General features: G+C 71.1%; 13 protein-coding genes. All 13 read right to left on the bottom strand.

Features of this window, described 5'->3' with window-relative positions:
• Positions 1 to 121 precede the first annotated feature (121 nt).
• Positions 122 to 4522, bottom strand: a complete 4401-nt coding sequence (locus AB0903_RS17340) for an Rne/Rng family ribonuclease (protein ID WP_366703576.1) — start codon at positions 4520 to 4522, stop codon at positions 122 to 124.
• Positions 4523 to 4755: 233 nt separating this feature from the next.
• Complete coding sequence (locus tag AB0903_RS17345; protein ID WP_366703578.1) at positions 4756 to 5535, bottom strand: TIGR03936 family radical SAM-associated protein; 780 nt, start codon at positions 5533 to 5535, stop codon at positions 4756 to 4758.
• A 123-nt stretch (positions 5536 to 5658) separates the two neighbouring features.
• The gene (locus AB0903_RS17350) at positions 5659 to 6603 is read right to left on the bottom strand and encodes a hypothetical protein (RefSeq protein WP_366703580.1); all 945 of its coding nucleotides are present in this window, start codon (positions 6601 to 6603) and stop codon (positions 5659 to 5661) included.
• 133 nt (positions 6604 to 6736) lie between these two features.
• The gene (locus AB0903_RS17355) at positions 6737 to 8662 is read right to left on the bottom strand and encodes a TIGR03960 family B12-binding radical SAM protein (RefSeq protein ID WP_366703582.1); all 1926 of its coding nucleotides are present in this window, start codon (positions 8660 to 8662) and stop codon (positions 6737 to 6739) included.
• Positions 8663 to 8713: 51 nt separating this feature from the next.
• Positions 8714 to 10234, bottom strand: a complete 1521-nt coding sequence (locus AB0903_RS17360) for a CYTH and CHAD domain-containing protein (protein ID WP_366703584.1) — start codon at positions 10232 to 10234, stop codon at positions 8714 to 8716.
• A gap of 82 nt (positions 10235 to 10316) precedes the next feature.
• Positions 10317 to 11516, bottom strand: coding sequence for a rod shape-determining protein RodA (gene rodA, locus AB0903_RS17365; RefSeq protein ID WP_366703586.1), 1200 nt, complete (start codon positions 11514 to 11516; stop codon positions 10317 to 10319).
• Between the two features lie 3 nt (positions 11517 to 11519).
• Positions 11520 to 13685 (bottom strand): penicillin-binding protein 2, encoded by a 2166-nt coding sequence (gene mrdA / locus AB0903_RS17370; RefSeq protein ID WP_366703587.1) that lies wholly within the window; start codon positions 13683 to 13685, stop codon positions 11520 to 11522.
• 16 nt (positions 13686 to 13701) lie between these two features.
• On the bottom strand, positions 13702 to 14373 hold the full coding sequence (mreD, locus tag AB0903_RS17375) for a rod shape-determining protein MreD (RefSeq protein WP_366703589.1): 672 nt from the start codon (positions 14371 to 14373) through the stop codon (positions 13702 to 13704).
• Between the two features lie 13 nt (positions 14374 to 14386).
• Positions 14387 to 15430 carry a rod shape-determining protein MreC gene (mreC, locus tag AB0903_RS17380; protein WP_366703591.1) on the bottom strand — a complete coding sequence of 348 codons (1044 nt, stop codon included), beginning with the start codon at positions 15428 to 15430 and terminating at the stop codon, positions 14387 to 14389.
• 149 nt (positions 15431 to 15579) lie between these two features.
• Entirely contained in the window at positions 15580 to 16599 is a 1020-nt protein-coding gene (locus AB0903_RS17385) for a rod shape-determining protein (protein ID WP_366703706.1), read from the bottom strand.
• Positions 16600 to 17007: 408 nt separating this feature from the next.
• Positions 17008 to 17421 (bottom strand): nucleoside-diphosphate kinase, encoded by a 414-nt coding sequence (ndk, locus tag AB0903_RS17390; RefSeq protein WP_366703593.1) that lies wholly within the window; start codon positions 17419 to 17421, stop codon positions 17008 to 17010.
• 102 nt (positions 17422 to 17523) lie between these two features.
• Complete coding sequence (locus AB0903_RS17395) at positions 17524 to 17877, bottom strand: DUF4233 domain-containing protein (protein WP_366703595.1); 354 nt, start codon at positions 17875 to 17877, stop codon at positions 17524 to 17526.
• A 7-nt stretch (positions 17878 to 17884) separates the two neighbouring features.
• Positions 17885 to 19429: a folylpolyglutamate synthase/dihydrofolate synthase family protein gene (locus AB0903_RS17400; protein ID WP_366703597.1), complete on the bottom strand. Its 1545-nt coding sequence runs from the start codon at positions 19427 to 19429 to the stop codon at positions 17885 to 17887.
• Positions 19430 to 19481: the final 52 nt, after the last annotated feature.

Consider the following 19481-nt stretch of genomic DNA (forward strand, 5'->3'; position numbering starts at 1 on the left):
CCTGGGCCATCTCCGGCGTCAAAGCCCTGGGCGCAACCCCCCCATCGCTGTCCCGGCGCCGCCGGGCGGCGGGGGCCCCCCCAACCTCACCCCCCCCCCCGCCGTCTCGTGCGCCTGAGCCCTACTCGTCCGACGCGTTCGACGAGACGCCCGGGGTCGACGTCTGCTCGGCGGCGACGGTCTTCTTGGACGTCTTCTTCGCCGTCGTCGTCTTCTTCGCCGTTGTCGTCTTCTTCGCAGTCGTCTTCTTGGCGGTGGTCTTCTTCGCCGCCGCCTTCTTCGCCGTGGCCTTCTTCGCGGTCTTGCGGGCCGCCTTCTTGGCCGCCGGGGCCGCAGCCTCGGTCCCGGCCTCGTCGGCCTTGACAGCCTCGTCCACCGGCTCGGCCGCCTTGGGCTCCGCTTCGACCACGACGACCGCGGCCTCCTCAGCGCCCGACGGCGAACCGGCCGGAGCCGTCGCCTTGCGGGTCACCCGGCGGCGCGCACGCGGCGGAACCGCGACCGGCGCCACCTCGGCGGCTGGGGCGGGGGCCTTTGCCGGTTCCGGCTCCGGCTCGGCCGGCGCGGTGACGGTCGTCTCCACGACGGTCGGCTCGGACGTCACGGGCGGGCCCGCCGGAGCGGACACCTTCCGCGTCGCGCGGCGGCGGGTACGGCCCGTGGGGGCCGCCTCCTCCGCCGGTGCGACCGGCTCGGCCTCCGCGGGCGCGGGGACCTCGGCCTGCGGCTCCGCGGCCTGCGCCGCGGGCTCCTGCACTTCCGCGGTCCTGGGCGCGCCCGCCGGGGCCGACACCTTGCGGGTGGCCCGGCGGCGGCCACGGCCCCGCGTCGCCGCCGCCTCGGCCTCCGCCGCGCTGCTGTACAGCTCCTCGTCCGGTACGAACGCGGGCTCGGCGAGCGCCACCGGCGCCGCCACCTCGGCGGCGACCTCCTCCTCTTCGGTTTCGGTCTCGGCAACCTCCGGCTCCGGCTCCATCTGCTCCTGCGCACCACCGCGGCCCCGCTTCTTCGAGCGCTTGCCGCCACCGCCGCCGCCGACGGACGTCGGCTGCTCCATGTGCACGATCACGCCGCGGCCGTTGCAGTGGACGCAGGTCTCGGAGAAGGACTCCAGCAGCCCCTGGCCGACCCGCTTGCGGGTCATCTGGACCAGGCCCAACGAGGTCACCTCGGCGACCTGGTGCTTGGTGCGGTCGCGGCCCAGGCACTCCAGGAGCCGCCGCATGACCAGGTCCCGGTTGGACTCCAGCACCATGTCGATGAAGTCGACGACGACGATACCGCCCAGGTCGCGCAGCCGGAGCTGACGCACGATCTCCTCGGCCGCCTCCAGGTTGTTCCTGGTGACGGTCTCCTCGAGGTTGCCGCCCTGACCGGTGAACTTGCCGGTGTTGACGTCGACCACGACCATGGCCTCGGTCTTGTCGATCACCAGCGAGCCGCCGCTCGGCAGCCAGACCTTGCGGTCCAGCGCCTTCATCAGCTGCTCGTCGATCCGGTGGACCGCGAAGACGTCGGTCTCGCTGGTCCAGCGCTGCAGCCGGTCCGCGAGATCGGGCGCCACGTGCGAGACGTAGCCGTGGATGGTCTCCCACGCCTCGTCACCGCTGACGACGACCTTGGTGAAGTCCTCGTTGAAGATGTCGCGGACGACACGGACGGTCATGTCCGGCTCGCCGTAGAGCAGCGAAGGCGCGTTCGAGCTGCCGACGCCCTTGGCCTTCTTCCGGATGTCCTCCCACTGGGCCTGCAGACGCTCGACGTCGCGGCGCAGCTCGTCCTCGCTCGCGCCCTCGGCGGCGGTGCGCACGATCACGCCCGCGTCCTCGGGGACGATCTTCTTGAGGATGGTCTTCAGCCGTGCGCGCTCGGTGTCGGGCAGCTTGCGGCTGATGCCGGTCATCGAACCCTCGGGCACGTAGACCAGGTAGCGGCCGGGCAGGGACACCTGGCTGGTGAGGCGGGCGCCCTTGTGGCCGATCGGGTCCTTGGTCACCTGGACGAGGACCGACTGGCCGGACTTGAGGGCGGCCTCGATACGGCGGGGACCGCCCGCCATGCCCAGGGCCTCGAAGTTCACCTCACCGGCGTACAGCACCGCGTTGCGGCCCTTGCCGATGTCGACGAACGCGGCCTCCATGGACGGCAGTACGTTCTGGACCTTGCCCAGGTAGACGTTGCCGACGTAGCTGGTGGCCTGCTCCTTGTTGACGTAGTGCTCGACGAGCACGTTGTCCTCGAGGACACCGATCTGGGTGCGCTCGCCGCTCTGGCGAACGACCATCACGCGCTCGACGGCCTCGCGGCGCGCCAGGAACTCGGCCTCGGTGATGATCGGCACCCGGCGGCGGCCCTGCTCGCGGCCTTCACGGCGGCGCTGCTTCTTCGCCTCCAGACGGGTCGAGCCCTTGATGGACTGGACCTCGTCCGCGCCTGTCCCGGGTTCTTCCTTCTTGCGGGGCTCCCGGACCTTGACGACCGTACGCTCGGGGTCGTCGGTGCCCGTCTCGCCCTCCGCGGCGGCACCGTCACCACTGCGGCGGCGACGACGGCGGCGGCGCCGGGTGCTGCTGGTGCCGGCGGCCGACGGGGTGCCGACCTCGTCCTCGTCCTCCTCGTCGCCCTCTTCCTGGGCGGCCTCGGCGTCGGCTTCCTCGGCCCCCTCCTCGGCGGTCTCGTCCGCCTCCGCGGCCTCACCACGGCGACGGCGACGGCCTCCACGACGGCGACGGCGCGAGGGGCGGTCCTCGTACTCGTCCTGCTCCTCGCCGTCCGCGGCCTCGGCCTGCTCGGGCTCGGTCTCGTCCTCGGCCGGAGCGGCCTCGGCTGCGGGTGCCTCGACGGGCTCCGCGGGCTCGCCGCGACGACGGCGACGACGACGGCCCGCCGGCTCGGGGGCGGCCGACTCGGGGGCGGCGGACTCGGGGGCGGCGGACTCGACGGGCTCCTCTTCCTCCTGCGGCTCCGGAGCGCTCACGGCGGCAGCCGCGGCAGCGGCCGTCTCCGGGGTCTGGAACATCGGCTCGGTGAAGACGGGCGCCCGGAAGGTCGGGACAGCCGGCCTCGCGGCGCGACCGCCACGACCGGTCGTCTCCTCGGCCTGCTCGGCGGACTGGGCGGTGAACTGCGGCGATACCGCGCGCCGGCGCGTACGGCCGCGGGTCGCGGCCTTCTCAGCGGCCTCGACCTCCGCCCCTTCAGAGGCGATCTGGGCGACGGCGCTCTCGGGCAGGCTCTCGCCCGCGTCTGCCACGTCCTCGTCGATCGCCGTGGGCGCGCCTGTCGCGGCGGCCTTACGGGCCGATCGGCGGCGGGAACGCGGCGCGGGCGCCTCCTCCGCTTCGGCCTCGGCGGGCTGGGCCTCCTCCGCGGCGTCGGCCCTGGGGGCACCGGCGGGCGCGGAGGCACGTCGGCGCGTACGGCGGCGCGCGGGCGCCTCCTCGTCGGCTGCGGTCTCGGGCTCCTCGCTGACAGCGGCCACGGCGGCCTCCTCCTCGTCGGCCTCGGTGAGCTCAGGCGCGACGGCCTCGGGCTCTACGGCCTTCGGCGCACCGGCCGGGGCGGACGCACGGCGACGGGCGCGGCGCGGGGCGCCACTCTCCGTCGTCGCGGGCGCGGGGCTCTCTTCGAGCGCCGCTTCGGCGGACACCACGGACTCCGCCGAGGCAGCCTCGTCGCTGCGGGGCTCCGACACGCTCGGCTCGCCGGCCGGAGCCGACGCCTTACGCGTCGCACGACGACGTGCACGCGGCGCGGGCACCTCCTCGGCAGCCTCCATCGCGACCGACTCGGGCAGCTCGCCCTCCACGGCCTCGACACCAGCTGGCGCACCCGCAGGAGCAGACGCCCGACGACGACGCCGCGGCGCCGCGGCCTCAGCCGGCTCCGCAACCCCACCGGCATCCGACTCGGCACTCTCCGCCACCTGCGGCGAACCGGCCGGAGCCGACGCCTTACGCGTCGCACGACGACGTGCACGCGGCGCGGGCACCTCCTCGGCAGCCTCCATCGCGACCGACTCGGGCAGCTCGCCCTCCACGGCCTCGACACCACCAGCCGGCGCACCCGCAGGAGCAGACGCCCGACGACGACGCCGTGGCGCCGCGGCCTCAGCCGCAACCGGCTCCGCAACCCCACCGGCATCCGACTCGGCACTCTCCGCCACGCTCGGCTCGCCGGCCGGAGCCGACGCCTTACGCGTCGCACGACGACGTGCACGCGGCGCGTCGGTCACCGCCTGCGCCACCTGGGCCGCCTCTGCGGCCCCGGGCTCGGCGGGCGCTTCTTCGGCGGCCTCTTTGGAGCCTTCCACCACGGCGCCCACCGCGGCCACGGCCGGGATCACGGCCTCGGCGGCCTGCACCTGGGCCACACCCTCCGCGGTCTCGACCGCCTTGGGTGCGCCCGCCGGACGCGACGCGGCGCGGCGCCTGCGGCGCGGCGGCAGCGTGTCGCTGGGGCTGTTGTTGTTGTCTTCGTTGTCGTTGTTACCGGCGGTGCCGGTTTCGTTCGGCTCGAGCATGCGGGCGGTTCTCCCGTCACGCTCCCGGGCGCCGCGCCTGGTTCCGGTCCGGCCGCGGCCCGCGTGATGTGCGCGGTGCCGCCGTCCGGGGCGCGGGCGCCGCACGGGAGCTGATGTCTGGCTCGCCGGTTCCCTACGCGATGTACGTACGGCCTGGCGAAAGTCTCCTGTGTCCTTGCGCGGCCCGACCCTGGTGGCTCCCGAGTGCGAGAGCCGCGCTACGACGGCCGTCCTTACGCGGCGGGACCTTCCGGCGCCGTCGCAGAAGCGGTCCCGGCGGCCGTGGGTTTAGCGGCCGGGGCTGCCTCGCGGTCGGGCGCGAGCGGGTCGGTCACCGTGCCGGACTCCTCGTCGAAGAGCCCCTGCGCCAGCCTGGTCACCGCTGCGGGGACCGGCGGCGCCAGGTCGGCCACAGCTCGGAGACCGGACAGGACGTCGTCGGGTCGTACGGCAGGTGTCACGTGCCGAACAACCAGGCGCAGTATCGCACAGGGCCCGTCCCCGGTCCTATCGGACGGCGCGGGACCCGCCTGGAGGTCGGCCACGGCACCGCGGGCGTCGAACGTGCGCATGCCGTTCTTCGTCTTCCGCTGGACCTCGACGGTCTCCGCGGCGAGGAAGACGGCCACGGCGCTCTCGGCGTCCTGCGGCTCGACACCCTCCAGACGCAGCTCCCACACGGAGGCGGTGAGCCGGTCGGCGAGGCCGGAGACACGGGCCTCGACGGCGTCGGTGATGTCCAGACCGGCCGGCAGCGACTCGTCGAGCAGCTCACGCAGCTTGTCCGGGTCGCGGTGGTCGGTGAGGGCGATCTCCAGGTATTCGGCCTCGCTGCCCGTGCCGGTGGGGGCGGCATTGGCGTACGACACCTTCGGGTGCGGGGTGAAGCCCGCCGAGTACGCCATGGGCACCTCGGCACGCCGCAGCGCCCGCTCGAAGGCGCGCTGGAAATCACGGTGACTGGTGAACCGGAGGCGGCCGCGCTTGGTGTAACGCAGTCGAATGCGCTGCACCGCAGGTGCGGGCGGCGGGCCTTCGGGCTGTCGCTTGCCCAGTGGTTCTTCTCCTCGGTGTGGAGCGGGCGCGGGTGGCGCGCCGCCCTCAACGTGTGGGGTGTTCCCCGGGGGCCGAGCGGTTCACCCCTGCTTGCGCAGGGAGATCTCGGGTTCGGCCGCCACGCCGGGAACGGGCTGTGCATGTTGTCTGCCACCCAGGTTACGCGCCTGGCCGGTCGTGCCCACCGGCGACCGCGACCGGCGGGGCGTGCCGATCAGCGCCCGCCAGGCGTCGCGCCGTGCCTGGCGGACTGTTTCACGGGCCGTTGCGACCGCCGCCCGGGCGGCGCGGCCGGCCTGCACGGCGGCCTCGGCGACCGGTCGCCACACGGCGTCGCGCACGAAGTGCCCGACCGGAGTGCAGACCTCGCGGTAGAACCAGCGTGCCGGGCGGCCCACCAGGTTCCACACGAGCCACTTCAGTCCCCGGCCCACGGCGCGGGAGACGAATCCGGCGATCCGCCACGCCACGCCCACCGCCGCCGCGACCTCCCGGCCGACGGGTGCGAGGACGTACCGGTACACCCAGACCACGGGAGCGACGAGCAGGACGCCGACCAGCCGGACGGCTCCCCACCACAGCCCGCGCACCACCCGGGCGACGCCGTGCCCGAGCGGAGTGAGCAACTGCCGGTACGCCCACACCGCGGGCACCACCAGCCCATACCGCACCACCGGCACCACCACATACCGCCACAGCCCCACCCACGGCCAGTAGAACAGCACCTTGCAGACCAGCCCCGCCAGCCGGGCCACGGCCAGCCCTACGGGAGTGACCACCTCCTCGAAGACCCACGCCAGCAGCCGCCCCAGCGGCCTCAGCAGCACCCGATCGACGGCCCGGCCGCAGAGCACGAGGACGTCCCAGACCATCCGCACGGGGATGACGACCAGCACCACCACAACGCGCACCGGGATGCGGACGGCCTGCGCGAGGCAGCCGTCACCCGGCTCGTAACCCTGCGGTGCCACGTCGACGCCGTGGCGCGGCGGTGCGGTCGGCTGCGGCGGCTTCTCCAAGTCCATGTCGGACAAGACGCGTCGGAGACGTGTTCGGATCCCCGTACCTGCGCTTTTCGCCCCGGGCCGGCGAAACGGACGACGGCCCGGCCACAGGTTTCCCTGCGGCCGGGCCGTCCGCCGAGCCAGGTGGTGAGCGCTACTTGACGACCGTGAGCGGCAGCAGCTTCTTGCCGGTGGGGCCGATTTGGATGGCCGTGTCCATCTGCGGGCACACGCCGCAGTCGAAGCACGGCGTCCAGCGGCAGTCCTCGACCTCGGTCTCGTCGAGCGCGTCCTGCCAGTCCTCCCAGAGCCAGTCCTTGTCGAGTCCTGAGTCCAGGTGGTCCCACGGCAGGACCTCCTCGTACGTACGCTCACGCGTCGTGTACCAGTCGACGTCGACGCCGAAGCCGGGAAGCGTCTTCTCGGCGCAGGCCATCCAGCGGTCGTAGGAGAAGTGCTCGCGCCAGCCGTCGAAACGGCCGCCGTCCTCGTAGACGGCGCGGATGACCGCACCGATGCGACGGTCACCGCGCGACAGCAGGCCCTCGACGATGCCGGGCTTGCCGTCGTGGTAGCGGAAGCCGATCGACCGGCCGTACTTCTTGTCGCCGCGGATCTTGTCGCGCAGCTTCTCCAGCCGCGTGTCGGTCTCCTCGGCGCTCAGCTGCGGCGCCCACTGGAACGGGGTGTGCGGCTTGGGCACGAAGCCGCCGATCGACACCGTGCAGCGGATGTCGTTGGAGCCGGACACCTCGCGGCCCTTGGCGATCACGTTGACCGCCATGTCGCCGATCTGCAGCACGTCCTCGTCGGTCTCGGTGGGCAGACCGCACATGAAGTACAGCTTCACCTGGCGCCAGCCGTTGCCGTAGGCGGTGGCGACCGTACGGATCAGGTCCTCTTCCGAGACCATCTTGTTGATGACCTTGCGCATGCGCTCGGAGCCGCCCTCGGGGGCGAAGGTCAGACCGGACCTGCGGCCGTTCCTGGTCAGCTCGTTGGCCAGGTCGACGTTGAAGGCGTCCACCCGCGTCGAGGGCAGCGAGAGGCCGATCTTGTCCTCTTCGTACCGGTCCGCGAGGCCCTTCGCGATGTCGCCGATCTCGCTGTGGTCCGCGGAGGACAGCGACAATAGGCCGACCTCCTCGAAGCCGGTGGCCTTGAGACCCTTGTCGACCATGTCGCCGATGCCGGTGATGCTTCGCTCCCGCACGGGGCGCGTGATCATGCCGGCCTGGCAGAAGCGGCAGCCGCGGGTGCAGCCGCGGAAGATCTCGACGGACATCCGCTCGTGGACGGTCTCCGCGAGCGGGACGAGCGGCTGCTTCGGGTAGGGCCACTCGTCGAGGTCCATGACGGTGTGCTTGGAAACCCGCCACGGCACGCCGGACCGGTTCGGCACGACGCGGCCGATGCGGCCGTCGGGCAGGTACTCCACGTCGTAGAAGCGCGGCACGTACACGTTGCCGGTCCTCGCGAGACGGAACAGGACCTCCTCGCGCCCGCCCGGGCGGCCCTCGGCCTTCCAGGCGCGGATGATCCCGGTCATGTCGAGCACGGCCTGCTCACCGTCGCCGATGACCGCGCAGTCGATGAAGTCCGCGATCGGCTCGGGGTTGAACGCGGCGTGGCCGCCGGCCAGCACGATCGGATGGTCGACCGTCCGGTCCTTCGACTCCAGCGGGATGCCCGCGAGGTCGAGGGCCGTGAGCATGTTGGTGTAGCCGAGCTCGGTGGAGAAGCTGAGACCGAACACGTCGAACGCGCCGACGGGCCGGTGGCTGTCCACGGTGAACTGCGGCACCTTGTGCTCGCGCATTAGTTCCTCGAGGTCCGGCCACACGCTGTAGGTGCGCTCCGCGAGCACGCCCTCGCGCTCGTTGAGCACCTCGTAAAGGATCATGACGCCCTGGTTGGGCAGACCGACCTCGTAGGCGTCCGGGTACATGAGGGCCCAGCGGACGTCGCAGGACTCCCAGGGCTTGACGGTGGAGTTCAGCTCACCGCCGACGTACTGGATGGGCTTCTGCACATGCGGAAGCAGCGCTTCGAGCTGTGGGAAGACCGACTCGGCAGACATGGAAACCTATCTGGGCTGACAAGGGGGCGACTCTCAAGCGTACCCGCACGCTCAGCCGCCGAGCGCCGCCCGGATTCCCGGGGCGGACGCCTCTGCCCAGACCCGGGGCAGCTCCGTCTCCCGCGTACCGGCGCGGGCCTCCTCTCTGCCGTACAGCAGCCCCCAGACGAAGGCGCTCTCACCCGCCGCGTGTGCCTGGACGGCGAGGTCCCGCAGCGCTTGCCGTGCGACGACGCTGTCCTGGTGGTCGCCGAGCACCTGCTGCACCGCCTTCATCCGCTTCCCGAAGCGCTTCGCCGGCTTGCCGAGCGCGGGCCGCGCCACCTCCGCCGCGTACCGCGCGCGCTTGGCGGCCTTGCGGGCGTCGTGCATGGCGAGGTCCCGTTCCTCACCCGCGGGCAGCGACAGCGCGTGAGCCATACGGGCGGCCAGCCGGTCGTACTCCTTCAGCACGGCCTTGGCGAGCACGTCCTCGGGAGCGTGTTCCGCGGCCTTCAGTAGGGGCGGGTCGGCGAGCAGCCCGTCCAAGGCGTCGAGCAGTGCCAGGTAGCGGTCGCCGTCGAGGGCGGCGACGGCGGTCCTGCGCGCCTCCGCCGCCCCGGCGACGGACCACTGCCGCAGCCGTGCGGCGACCGGGCCCAGCAGCAGCGTCACCGGTACGGCGTCGACCCGGCTGTGCAGCCGCTCGGCGAGCACCTCCTGGTCGCGGGCCACGCCGAGTTCGGCCGCGAGCCACTTGAGCTCGTCGATCACCGGCTGCGTGGCGTGGCGGTCGAGGACCTTGCGGTGGGTCCGCAGCGTACTGCGCAGCCGCCGGGTGGCGACCCGCATCCGGTGCACGGCGTCGGGCAGGTCACGACGCACCCCGGGGTCGTACGCGACGATCGCGGCCGCCTGCTCGCGTACATACGCGAGCACCTGATCGCCGGCCGTGCGCGCGGCGGACGGCTCGGGGGACGGCCGGGCCGGGCCGGTACCGGTCTCGGTCAGTGCCCTGGCGAGCTTCGACGACGCGGCGGCCGCGCGTACTTCGGCCTTGCGGAGCCGCTTGTCGACGGCGTCCAGGAAGGCCGGGTCCCCGCCGTCCGCGAGTTCCACCTCGATCTCGTCCCACTGGGCGGTGCCGTTCCCGCCGTGGAGGCGCTCCGCGACCACGGCGTCCCGGCTGAGTTCGGCGAGGAGCGCTCCGTCGGCGTCGACGAGATGGTGTACGTCCCGGGAGGACAGCAGCCGCACCACGGGGACGAGTTCCTCGCCCCGTGCGTGGACCCGCACAAGGGCGGCAAGACCGGCCGGGATCCCGTCGGACAGAGGGGCGGTGATCTCGTCCCGCACGCCGGGCGACACCGGCAGCTTGAGGTGCCAGCCGGCGTCGGCGCCGCCGGTCCTGCGCCGCAGCGTGACGGAGGCTGCGGCCAGTCTCAGGTCGGCCGTGTCGTAGTACACGGCGTCGAGCTCGGCGACCCCCTTGCCGACGACGTCGGCCACGCCGGGCACTTTCGTCAGGTCGGGCATCGGGGTGTCGGGGGTGGCTTCGTACTTACGCTCGATCTCGCGCTTGGTGTCCGCCATCTCTCGAATCTAACCCGCCGCGTGTGCGAGCGGCAGCCCTCCGGACGTGGCCCGTCCGGGCCCGAAACACCGCCCGTCCGGGCTACGCGCTTATGGGGCGCTGGACCCGGATCGACTGGAGCAGCCCGATCGCGATCCACACCGCGAACATCGACGTGCCTCCGTACGACACGAACGGCAGCGGAAGGCCCGCGACGGGCATGATGCCGAGGGTCATGCCGATGTTCTCGAAGGACTGGAAGGCGAACCAGGCGACTATCCCGGCGGCCACGATCGTGCCGTACAGCTCTGTCGTCTCGCGTGCGATCCGGCAGGCGCGCCACAGCACCACACCCAGCAGGCAGATGATCAGCCCGGCCCCCAGGAAGCCGAGTTCCTCCCCCGCGACGGTGAAGATGAAGTCCGTCTGCTGTTCGGGCACGAACTGCCCCGTGGTCTGGTGACCGTTGAACAGGCCCTCGCCGTACAGCCCGCCGGAGCCGATCGCGATCCGTGCCTGGTTGGTGTTGTAACCGACGCCGGACGGGTCGAGTTCGGGGTTGGCGAAGGCGGCGAAGCGGTTGATCTGGTACTCGTCGAGCAGTCCCAGCACGGTGACCGCCACCGCTCCCAGCGCACCGGCGCCGATGAGTCCGAAGACCCAACGGTTGGACGCGCCGGAGGCGAGCAGCACGCCGAGGACGATCACGACCATGACCATGACCGAGCCGAGGTCCGGCATGAGCATCACGATGGCCATCGGCACGACGGCGATCCCGAGGGACTTGGCGACGGTGCGATGGTCGGGGTACGCCTGGTCGCCGGCGTCGACCCGGGCGGCGAGCAGCATCGCCATTCCGAGGATGATCGTGATCTTCACGAACTCCGACGGCTGCAGGGAGAAACCGCCGCCGAGCTGGATCCACGCGTGCGCACCGTTGATGGTGGCGCCCAGCGGGGTGAGGACGAGCAGCACGAGCACCACGGACAGCCCGTAGAGGACCGGGACCGCGCCGCGCAGGGTGCGGTGCCCGAGCCATACGGTGCCGATCATCAGCACCACGCCGATCCCGGTGTTGAGCAGGTGCCGGACGAGGAAGTAGTACGGGTCGCCCTGGTTGAGTTCGGTGCGTCCGCGGGTCGCGGACCACACCAGCAGCGCACCGAGCAGGGACAGCGCGAGCGACGAGAGCAGGATCGGCCAGTCGAGTCTGCGCACCATCGAATCGCGGGCGGTGAGCCGGCCCCGGATCCCGCCGCGTTCCGGTCCGTATCCGGAGACGGAGAAGCCACCGATGGTCACGGCTCAGTCCCCCTGCGCGGGCGAGCCCGCGAGCACTTGTTCGGCGTCCTTCGGCTTCGGAGGCGCGTAGGGCTTGATTTCCGGGGTCTCGATCGAGCCGTCCGGAAGGATCTTGGGCAGCGCCTTCTGCGGCTTGGGCAGCAGGGCCTTCTTCAGGTCCTGGTTGCCTTCCTTGTCCAGGCCGTACAGCGCGTCGTAGATGTTGCGTACGGCGGGACCTGAGGCGCCGGAGCCGGTACCGCCCTGGGAAATCGTCATGACGATCGTGTAGTCGTCGGTGTAGGTGGCGAACCACGAGGTGGTCTGCTTGCCGTAGACCTGGGCGGTGCCGGTCTTGGCCCGCATCGGGATCTTGTCCTGCGGCCAGCCGCCGAACCGCCAGGCGGCGGTGCCGCCGGGCTCGACGACCGAGCGCAGACCCTTGTCGAGGTCTCTGACGGTTTGGGCGTCCACCGGCAGCTTGCCGTGGGACTCGGGCTTGATCTCCTCGATCTTCTTGCCGTCCGGGCTGATCACGGCCTTGCCGATGGTGGGGTTGTAGAGGGTGCCGCCGTTGCTGATGGCGGAGTAGGCGGTGGCCAGCTGGATGGGCGTGATGAGCACGTCGCCCTGGCCGATGGCGAAGTTGATGCTGTCGAACGCCTTCAGCTGGTTGCCTTCGAGACAGCTCTCATAGGCGATCCGCTCGACATAGGTGCCGCCCTTCTTGCCCTGCTTGCACCAGGAGTCCTTGTTCGCTTCCCAGAAGTCCTGCTTCCACCGGCGGTCGGGGATGCGGCCCTTGACCTCGTTCGGGAGGTCGATGCCGGTCTCGGAGCCGAATCCGAAGTCACGGGCGGTCCGGTAGAACCAGTCGTTGGCGTTCTTCTTGGGCTTGAGGCCGCCGTCGCGCTGCCACTCCTGGTGGCCGAGGCGGTAGAAGACGGTGTTGCAGGAGTACTTGAGAGCGTCGCCGAGGGTGATGGGGCCGTGCCCCTGGGACTCGAAGTTGGCGAAGCTCCGGTTGCCCATGCTGTACGAGCTGCTGCAGTTGTAGAGGTCGTTGAAGGGGTAGCCGGCCCGCACGGCCGCGCTCGCCGAGACCACCTTGAACACGGAGCCGGCGGGCGCCTGGCCCTGGGTGGCCCGGTTCAGCAGCGGGTAGTTGGACTCCTTGCCGGTGAGCTTGGCGTAGTCCTTGGCGGAGATGCCGCCGACCCACGCGTTGGGGTCGTAGTCGGGCTGGGAGGCCATGGCGACGACCCGGCCGGTCTTGCCCTCCATGACGACGACGGCACCCGCGTCGGCCTCGTACGGGCGACCGGTGATTTTGTCCGTCTGATCCCGTACGGCTTTCATCGCCTGGTGCAGTTCGTACTCGGCGACACTCTGGACGCGGGCGTCGATGCTGGTCACGAGGTGGGAGCCGGGCACACCCGGGTCCGCCTCCGTCTGCCCCATGACCCGGCCGAGTTTGTCCACCTCGTACGACGTGACCCCTGCCTTGCCGCGCAGCTCCTTGTCGTAGCTGCGCTCCAGGCCCGAACGGCCGACCTGGTCGGAGCGCAGGTACGGCGAGGCGCTGTCCTTGGCCTTCTGGATCTCCTCGTCGGTGACGGGCGACAGATAGCCGAGCACCTGCGCGGTCCGTGCCTTGCCGGGCGCCGGGTAGCGGCGGACGGCGGTGGGCTCCGCGGTGATGCCGGGGAAGTCCTCGGCCTGTTCGCGGATCTGCAGCGCCTGCTGGGTGGTCGCCTCGTCGGTGACCGGGATCGGCTGGTACGGCGAGCCGTTCCAGCAGGGCTGGGGTGTCTCGGAGTCGCAGAGCCGGACCTTGTCCATGACCTCCTTCGGCTTCATGCCGAGGACGCCCGCGAGCCGGGTCAGGACGGCCTTGCCGTCGTCCTTCATCTTCATCAGGTCGGTGCGGGAGGCGGAAACCACGAGCCGGGTCTCGTTGTCGGCGAGGGGCACACCACGGGCGTCGAGGATCGAACCGCGGACCGCGGGCTGGACGACCCGCTGTACGTGGTTGCTCTTCGCCTCGTCGGTGTACTCGTCGCCGTTGCGGATCTGGAGGTACCAGAGCCGGCCGCCGAGGGTGAAGAGGAGAGAGAAGACGAGTACCTGGATGATGACGAGCCGGATCTGGACCCGGGGGGTCCGCCCGGTCTCGGGAATGTTGCTCACGCTGCTGCCCCCTTCGTCACAGTCGCTTGACTCCCTTGATGCGTCCGGCCCGTGCGGCGCGTGTCTTCGCCGCCCTGAGCCGCAGGCCGCCGCGCTGGCTGCCGATCCGCAGTCCCGTGCCGGAGGCGAGCCAGCCGGCGGCCACGTCGGTGCCGGCGGGACTCTGGCTCTCGGCGAGCGGATCGTTGTCGCTGCGTCTGGCGAGCCACATGATCAGCGGGACCGTGAAAGGCGCCAGGATCAGGTCGTAGACCACGGCCGTCAGCAGCAGGCTCGTCAGGCCCACGTGGCGGGCGGCGGTGTCGCCCACGAGCGCGCCGACCAGCGCGTACAGCAGGGTGGAGCCGACGGCTGCCGCGACGACCACGGCCATGGGGCCGGTGGCCGATCGCAGCGGCTTGCCGTTCTCCGGGCGGACCAGGCCGGCGAGATAGCCGATGACGCACAGGACCAGGGCGTAGCGGCCGGCGGCGTGGTCGGCGGGCGGGGCGAGGTCGGCGAGCAGACCGGCACCGAACCCGACGAACGCGCCGGCCACATGCCCGTACACCATCGCCAGCCCGAGCACCGTGAGCAGCAGCAGGTCGGGCACGGCACCGGGCAGTTGGAGGCGGGAGAGCACAGAGACCTGGAGGACGAGGGCGACCACGACCAGTGCCGTGGAGAGCAGCATCCGGTTGAAACGCATGACGGATCAGCTCCTACTGGTCGTCGTTCTGGCCTGTGGCGTCGCCGCCGTCACCCGCGCCCGGATCAAGACCGCCGTCCTGCCCCGCGCCGTTGTCCTGCGCTTCGCCGTCGCCCTGCGCCGGGCCGTCGCCCTCGGGCGGGATCGCTCCGGGGGTGACGGTCACCGTGACCGTGGGTGTGGGCCTGGGCGCGACCGGCTTCGACGGCAGGACGGTGTCGCGCGGATCGGTGCGCGGCGCCTGGACGACGACACCGATGATGTCGAGCTTGCTGAAGCCGACGTACGGACGCACATAGACGTTGCGGGTGAGGTCGCCACGCGCGGGATCCACGCGGACGACCTCACCGACCGGGACACCCGGCACGAAGGGCTTGTTGCCCTGCGAGCCGAAGGTGACGAGCCGGTCGCCGTTCTTGACCTTCGACTTGCCGTTGAGGAGCTGGACCAGCAGCGGCCGGTCTCCCTGGCCGGTGGCGAAGCCCAGTTCGTCGGTCTTCTCCATACGAGTGCCGACGGTGAAGTCGGGGTCGTTGGCGAGGAGCACGGTCGACGTGCGCGGGCCGACGGTGGTCACCCGGCCGACGAGGCCGTCGTTGTTGATGACGGTCATGTCGCGCTGGACGCCGTCGTCGGAACCGATATCGATGGTCACCGTCCAGGAGAAGCCCTGGGCCGCTCCTATGGCGATGACCTCGGCGCCCTTGATGCCGTACTGGCCGGCGGCGGCCGTTCTGATCAGGCCGTCCAGCTGGCGCAGCCTGCTCTCTTTGCGCGCGTCGCTGCCGAGCCGCTGCTTCAGCTGGGCGTTCTCCAGCTCGAGCTGCCTGATGCGGTCGTGGCGGTCACCGGAGTCCCGGACCGCCCCTATCGCGTTGCCGATCGGATCGACGGCCGCCGCGACACCGTTCTCCACGGGGCCGAAGACCGACGCCGCGGCCTGTCGGGCACCGTCGACCGGCGAGTCCTCACCGCCGCGGATGTCCACCGTGATCAAGGCGAACGCGATGGCGATCAGCAGCACCAGGAGCAGCCGGCTCTCCTTTGTGTCCCTCACGTGCGGCGGCCGTGCCTTCCTCGTAGGAATGGTCGTGTCGGGTGGAGCAACGATCCGTCCCCCGCGTCGGCGCGGGGAGGACCCCATGTGGGCGCCTACCGGCCCCCGTACGGCGCATGGCCGAGACGTCCGACGACCGGTACGACCGTCTAACGACGCGGCTGGGAGTCCAGCACCTGCTGCAGCGCCTCGAATTCCTCGACGCACTTGCCGGATCCGAGCGCCACCGAGTCCAGCGGGTTCTCCGCGATGTGGATCGGCATCCCCGTCTCGCGGCGCAGCCGCTCGTCCAGTCCGCGCAGCAGCGCGCCGCCACCGGTCAGGACGATCCCGCGGTCCATGACATCGCCGGACAGCTCGGGCGGGCACTTGTCGAGCGTGGTCTTCACCGCGTCGACGATCGCGTTGACCGGCTCCTCGATGGCCTTGCGCACCTCGGCGGCGGAGATGACCACGGTCTTGGGCAGACCGGACACCAGGTCACGGCCGCGGATCTCGGTGTGCTCGTCCTTGTCCATCTCGTACGCCGAGCCGATGGTGATCTTGATGTTCTCGGCGGTCCGCTCACCGAGGAGGAGCGAGTACTCCTTCTTGATGTGCTGGATGATCGCGTTGTCCAGCTCGTCGCCGGCCACGCGGATGGACTGTGCCGTGACGATTCCTCCCAGCGAGATCACGGCGACCTCCGTGGTGCCGCCGCCGATGTCCACGACCATGTTGCCGGTGGCCTCGTGGACGGGGAGCCCGGAGCCGATGGCGGCGGCCATGGGCTCTTCGATGATGTGGACCTGCCGCGCGCCCGCCTGCGTCGACGCCTCGATGACCGCGCGGCGCTCGACGCCCGTGATACCGGAGGGCACACAGACGACGACACGGGGCCGGGCGAGGTACCGGCGCTTGTGGATCTTCAGGATGAAGTAGCGGAGCATCCGCTCGGTGATCTCGAAGTCGGCGATCACGCCGTCCTTCAGCGGCCGGACGGCAACGATGTTGCCCGGCGTCCGGCCGATCATCTTCTTCGCCTCGGCGCCGACCGCGAGAATGCCGCCCGTGTTGGTGTTGATGGCGACGACGGACGGCTCGTTGAGAACGATCCCCCGGCCTCTGACGTACACCAGCGTGTTGGCGGTCCCGAGGTCGACAGCCATGTCACGGCCGATGAACGACATGTTGTTCCCCATGAGGATGCGTCTGGCCTTCCCAATCGAGCGTTGACGGCTTTTCAGGATGGCGAGGTGGGTGCGTGTGGCGTGGAGGCTTACATCGTAGTGCCGCCTGCAGCGACACCGCGCGGTGGTCCACCTCTTGTCAATGGTGACGATGCGTTGAGGCGATGCGTTCCCGCAATACCCTTGCGTATACCGAAAGGCGACCGAAATTCCATCGGTCGCCCGGGGGCAAGGCCCTGTACGGGCTGTCTGCGGGGATCCGTCCAGTGGCGTCGCCCCGTGGCCACAGGCCCGGTGTCACGGGGAGAGGCTCCGTGACCGGGGCCCTTCCGGACGACACCGCCGAGAGCCCGGAGGTCGAAAAAGATCGCCCGGAAGGACGTTCAGCGCCATATGGCTGATGCGCTGTCAGGAAAGCCCGGGGAAGAAAAGCTTCAGTTCCCGAATGGCGGACTCCTCGGAGTCCGAAGCGTGGATCAGGTTCTCCCGGACGATTGTGCCGAAGTCGCCCCGAATGGACCCGGGAGCGGCGGCGATCGGGTCCGTCGGACCCGCCAGTCGGCGTACGCCCTCGATGACACGCTCACCGTCGACGACCATCGCGACGACCGGACCGGACAGCATGAACTCCACCAGCGGCTCGTAGAACGGCCGGCCGACGTGCTCTGCGTAGTGCTGCTCCAGGGTGGCGCGGTCCAGCTGCCGCAGCTCCAGCGCGGCGATCTCCCAGTCGGCCTTGCGTTCGATACGGCCGATGACCTCGCCCACGAGTCCGCGACGGACGGCGTCCGGCTTGAGAAGGACGAGGGTGCGCTGAGTCATGGTGTGCGGCTCCTTGCAGGCCAGGAAGTGTGCGGTTGGGGCGAGGTTACCGGGTGTGACGCCCGGGGCGTCACCCGCCCCGGGCCCGACGCCCCCGCCCGCCTACGGGGCCTCGGCCCCTGCGTCCGCCTGCGCCGCCCACTTGGCCTTCGCCTCGTCGACCTTGCGGCCGAAGTGGACGGACGCCCACCACAGCCCGCCGAAGAGCACGCCGAGGAAGTACATCGCCGGAACCACGAGACCACTGGCGATCAGCGCGACCTGGAGCACCCAGCCGAGCTGGATCCCGCCGGGCCGGGTGACCATGCCGCACAGCAGCAGCGACACCAGCATCAGGACGCCGCAGACCGTCCAAACCGCCGTCATCGAGACGTCGTCCGACTTCATGGCGACGAGACCGGCGAAGCCGATCACGAAGAACTCACCGATCAGGGTCGATGCGCAGAGCGTACGCACGTCGATGTCAGCCCTTCCCCAACAGCAGCCGGGCCTCGCCGACCGTGATCACCGAACCGGTCACCAGCACACCCGCGCCGGCGAACTCGGACTCCTCCTCGGCGAGTGTGATCGCCGCCTCCAGCGCGTCGTCCAGCCGCGGTTCGACGACCACCCGCTCGTCACCGAAGACCTCCACGGCGATCGCGGCGAGCTCGTCCGCGTCCATCGCGCGGTGACTGGAGTTCTGCGTCACGACGATCTCCGCGAAGATCGGCTCGAACGCCTCGAGGAAGCCGCGGACGTCCTTGTCGCCGCTGGCCCCCACCACGCCGACGAGGCGCGAGAAGCCGAACGACTCCGTGATGCCCGCCGCCGTGGCCCGCGCGCCCGCCGGGTTGTGCGCGGCGTCCAGCACGACGGTGGGGCTGCGGCGCACGACCTCGAGGCGGCCGGGCGTGGACACGGCGGCGAACGCCGTGCGGACCGTGTCCACGTCCAGCGTGCGGGACTCACCCGCACCCACGCCGAAGAACGCCTCCACCGCGGCGAGCGCCACCGCGGCGTTGTGCGCCTGGTGGGCGCCGTAGAGAGGGAGGAAGATCTGGTCGTACTCGCCGCCCAGACCGCGCAGCGTCAGCAACTGCCCGCCGACCGCGATCTCGCGCGAGGCCACACCGAACTCCATGCCCTCGCGGGCCACCGTCGCGTCGACTTCGACGGCCTTCTTCAGCATCACCTGCGCCGCGTCCACCGGCTGCTGCGCCAGCACGACCGTCGCGCCCTGCTTGATGATCCCGGCCTTCTCCACGGCGATCTCGGCGGGCGTGGAGCCCAGCCGGTCGGTGTGGTCGAGGTCGATGGGGGTGACCACGGCCACCGAGCCGTCGATCACGTTCGTCGCGTCCCAGCTGCCGCCCATCCCGACCTCGACGACGGCCACGTCCACCGGCGCGTCGGCGAAGGCGGCGTACGCCATGCCGGTGAGCACCTCGAAGAAGGAGAGCCGGTAGCCCTGGCTCGCGTCGACCATCTCCACGTACGGCTTGATGTCGTGGTACGTCTCGATGAACCGCTCCGCGGGGACGGGCGCGCCGTCCAGGCTGATCCGCTCGGTGACCGACTGCACATGCGGCGAGGTGTACCGGCCGGTGCGCAGGTCGAACGCGGAGAGCAGGGCCTCGATCATCCGGGCCGTGGAGGTCTTGCCGTTCGTACCGGTGATGTGGATCGACGGGTAGGCGCGCTGGGGCTCACCCAGCACGTCCATCAGCGCCTCGATGCGGGCGACGGAGGGCTCCAGCTTGGTCTCGCCCCAGCGCGTCGCCAGATCGGCCTCGACCTCCCGCAGCGCCTTGTCCACCTCCGGGTCCGCGGGCCGGGCGGGCACATGGTCGGCCTGCGGCGTCCCGGCCCGGGCACGCAGCGTGCGGCTGCCCGCCTCGATCACCGCCAGGTCGGGGTCGCGGTCGGTCTCTGCGTCGACGATCTTGTCGAAGGTGTCTGACGCGTCGGACTCTGCCGGCTCGTCGAAGGGATCGGACTCGTCGAAGGGATCGGGGTGCTCGCTCACGGGTCCAGTCTACGGACGGGTACCGACAGGGACGGCCGAGGCCCCGGGGAGT

This window comes from Streptomyces sp. NPDC048389 (assembly GCF_040706335.1).
Lineage (GTDB): Bacteria > Actinomycetota > Actinomycetes > Streptomycetales > Streptomycetaceae > Streptomyces.